At 63.6% G+C, this 2998-nt stretch carries 5 protein-coding genes; 1 reads left to right on the top strand and 4 read right to left on the bottom strand.

Features of this window, described 5'->3' with window-relative positions; translation table 11 throughout:
• Window positions 1-429, top strand: a 429-nt coding sequence (locus JSE7799_RS06285; RefSeq protein ID WP_186201797.1) for a transposase, incomplete at its 5' end; no start/stop codon positions are given.
• 243 nt (window positions 430-672) lie between these two features.
• Here the strand turns inward: JSE7799_RS06285 and JSE7799_RS06280 are convergent.
• The 4 genes from JSE7799_RS06280 to JSE7799_RS06265 all read right to left on the bottom strand — a co-directional run.
• Window positions 673-1227, bottom strand: a complete 555-nt coding sequence (locus tag JSE7799_RS06280; protein WP_144431589.1) for a cytochrome c oxidase subunit II — start codon at window positions 1225-1227, stop codon at window positions 673-675.
• Between the two features lie 3 nt (window positions 1228-1230).
• Complete coding sequence (locus tag JSE7799_RS06275) at window positions 1231-1605, bottom strand: sensory rhodopsin transducer (RefSeq protein WP_055662863.1); 375 nt, start codon at window positions 1603-1605, stop codon at window positions 1231-1233.
• Window positions 1606-1831: 226 nt separating this feature from the next.
• The gene (locus JSE7799_RS06270; RefSeq protein ID WP_055662861.1) at window positions 1832-2632 is read right to left on the bottom strand and encodes a hypothetical protein; all 801 of its coding nucleotides are present in this window, start codon (window positions 2630-2632) and stop codon (window positions 1832-1834) included.
• Between the two features lie 177 nt (window positions 2633-2809).
• Window positions 2810-2998 (bottom strand): integrase core domain-containing protein (locus tag JSE7799_RS06265; protein ID WP_144431587.1); only part of this gene is annotated, 189 nt, incomplete at its 5' end.

The following is a 2998-nucleotide window of genomic DNA, read 5'->3' as shown; positions in this document are numbered from 1 at the left end:
CGCTGCCAGTTCCATCTCGCGCGCAACGCCATTCATCACGCTCCGAACGTCGAGAGCCGCAAGCGCATCGGAGCTGAGCTGCGCACCGTGTGGAATGCCAGCACGCTCGCCAAGGCAGAAACGGCCTTGGCAGAGATCGTCGCCAGCTATCGCACCTCTGCGCCGAAGCTGGCCGCATGGCTGGAGGAAAACGCGCCCGAGGGGCTCGCGGTCTTCACGCTGCCCGAGCACCATCGCCGCCGGCTGCGCACTTCAAACCCGATGGAGCGATCCGTCCAGCAGGAGCTCAAGCGGCGCACCGTAAAGGTCAGGGTCTTTCCCAGCGACGACGCTCTGCTGCGACTGGTCAGCGCCGTCCTCGTAGAGATCGACGAGAAATGGGCCTCCGAGACCAAGGCCTACATCAAATGGGAATGCCAGGATGCATGACCCGCTCTCAGCAGAATTTCCAGACCGCAGGTTGCTCTATCTGTGGCATTTGCCGCAGCCTTCCGCGCGAAAGACGGCCCAGCCCTCGGGTTCTGTGATCCGGGCGGGACGGGCTTGGGCGTCAATCCACCGCGCAAACTCCTCGGGCGGTTCGGCGATGACGAGAAAGCCCATGAGCGCGTGCTGAAGCCCGCAGAATTCGGCGCATTGCCCCCGCCATTCGCCGGGCTTGGCGGGTTCGGCTTAGAGCGTGTTCACATTGCCGGGGATGAGGTCCGTCTTGCCCTGAAGGTTCAGGGCCCAAAAGCTGTGGATCACGTTGTCGGAGACAAGCTGCAGGCGCGCTCGCTGCCCGACGGGGAGGTGAAGCTCGTTCGCCGTGACCGCGATGACCTCGCCCTCCGCATCGAGATAGCGAAACTCCCACCACCAAATCTCCCCGGCGACCTCGACGAAGGGGCCGTCGGCGCCGCCGGGGTCCTCCACCTCGTCGCCGATGGCAACGCCCGAGACCGCAACCGCCACGATCGCGAGGACCGGCGCCACGACGCCGCCCGCGATCACGAGCGCGGCCGACGACCGGAACGAGATCTGCCGCTGTCCGCCGCTGCGGTAGAGATTGAGCGCGACGAGAAGCAACCCGAGCGTCACGATAAGGACAAAGGCGGCCGCGCTGAACATCCACCAGCCCAATTGTGCCACAAGCCGGGCATCGGGGCTTGCCGGGTCGAGGACGTTCTGCACCCCCTTGCAGCCGGTGAAGGTCAGGGCGATGACGAACAGGGCGGCCGTTCGCATCAATTAGACCACGGGATGCGCCATGGCACTCAGGAGGGCGAAATTTTCCGGGCGGCTGTCGAGCCGCGTATGCTGCACCACGACGGGGACGTCGGATGCGATCTTGACCGCATAATCGGTGTCTCTGGGAACCGGCTCCGGATCGTCGAGATCGTTGGCGCGCAGGTGAAGTGTCCGTTCGGCGGGCACCACAGCGCGATAGGGGCCGACCGGGGGCCGGTCGGCGAAGAACAACATGATTTCCAGATGCGCATCCTCTGCGCCGGTGTTGAGAAGGCAGAAGGCTTCGTGGCTCTCAAGGGCGCGGTCGCCTTCGATGCCCCGGCTTGGGATATAGCCTTCTGCAATCACCCATAGGGTCGAGCCGACTGCCTTCACGTCGTCCTCCTGCGATCTGCTGATTTGGCCCGGCACATGGCCACAGGATTCCAACGGGTTGTGCATCCAATTGTTCCGGAACGCAGCAGAGAGCTAAAATCGTACGCTAATTCCGGCCATGCCCTCGCGCCGCCGCTTCGAAGTTCAGCGGACGTCTTTGTTGTGGCGACGCCGGGTTGTGCCCTTATTTGGCCAGTCGCGGTGGCTTCGCGTCCCCGTCGCCGTTCTACTTTTCAAGCAGCGCATCCTCGCTGGCCGGATCGCCCAATTCGAGGCCGGCGGGCGGTGGCCCGAAAAGCCGCGTGGCGAGAGACACCATCTCCGTGTCGAAGATCGCCCGGTAATCCGGGTCGCGCACGTAGGCCTTCCAGCGCTCATTCGTCGCCATTTCGGCGGCGCGCCCGTCGAAGGACGTTCCGTCGAAGGAGCTGCCGCCCATGGTCCGCGGCACCTGATCGGCCCCGGCATCGGTGAAGTTCAGGCCAAGTTCCTCCGCGATGTCGCGCCGGTAAGCGGCTTCGGTGCTCCAGCGGTTGTACAGGACGATGACCTTGTTTTCGACCTTCCGCGTGTCGTCCAAGGCTTCGCGCGCGTGCTGCTTCCACATCTGTCGCAAGACATGCGGAGACAGCGTCGCTCCCATCCTCATCCGGCTCGCGCACAGATTGTACGGATCGCGGAGAATCAGGAGCCGCACCCGGCGGCGTGAGGGTCCGAGCCACATGTCGTGATGCGCCTCCAGCTCCTTGCTGAACGCGTGCGCCAGCCAGCTGTCTTCGTAGCTATGCATGAGCAGGGCCCGTTCCGTTCCCGCTTTCGGAGCCGCGCCGTGCCGCGCGGGTTCCGGTGTTTCGCGCCAACCCGGCTGGCCCGAAGAAAACGGGCGACAGGTCACGAAAGGATTGGTCTTGCCTTCCGCACAATTGAGCAGGAGCTTGGGTTCATCTGCTTGGTTGAATATCCAGTTGCAGATGGCGTGGTTGCCACTCCGAGACATGCCAAGAACCTGAATCTCGAGATCGTTCATCGGAATTCCGCACCCCCGCTGTCCATGTGAATGATTGAATCGCACCGACAGTTCGACGAACGGGCCACATCTTCTGTTCCACGTGTCGCCCATGGGGCTGCGCGGAGGAAATGGACCGTGACCTGAGCCCCGACTCTCCTCCGGCCATTCGGAGAATCCACGGGTTGATTTTTGGGGCTACGCCGCACGGATTTCCAGCCCCTTCTTTGCCATGAACTCGACCGGCGGGATGTTCCCGAGGCCGGAATGCGGGCGGCGGTGGTTGTAGTCGTGCTGCCAGTCCTGGATCTTCTGCCGCGCCTCGTCGAGCGTCGTGAACAGGTTTCGTTCAACAGCTCGTCCCGGAACCGCCCGTTGAAACTCTCG

The sequence above is a fragment of the Jannaschia seosinensis genome (assembly GCF_001408515.1).
Classification (GTDB): Bacteria; Pseudomonadota; Alphaproteobacteria; order Rhodobacterales; family Rhodobacteraceae; genus Jannaschia; species Jannaschia seosinensis.
This window is presented reverse-complemented; position numbering and strand designations above follow the sequence as displayed.

Excerpts from the sequence above, each read along its gene's own strand:
- JSE7799_RS06280 (WP_144431589.1), bottom strand. The coding sequence starts at position 1,227 with ATGCGAACGGCCGCCCTGTTCGTCATCGCCCTGACCTTCACCGGCTGC.
- JSE7799_RS06270 (WP_055662861.1), bottom strand. The coding sequence starts at position 2,632 with ATGAACGATCTCGAGATTCAGGTTCTTGGCATGTCTCGGAGTGGCAAC.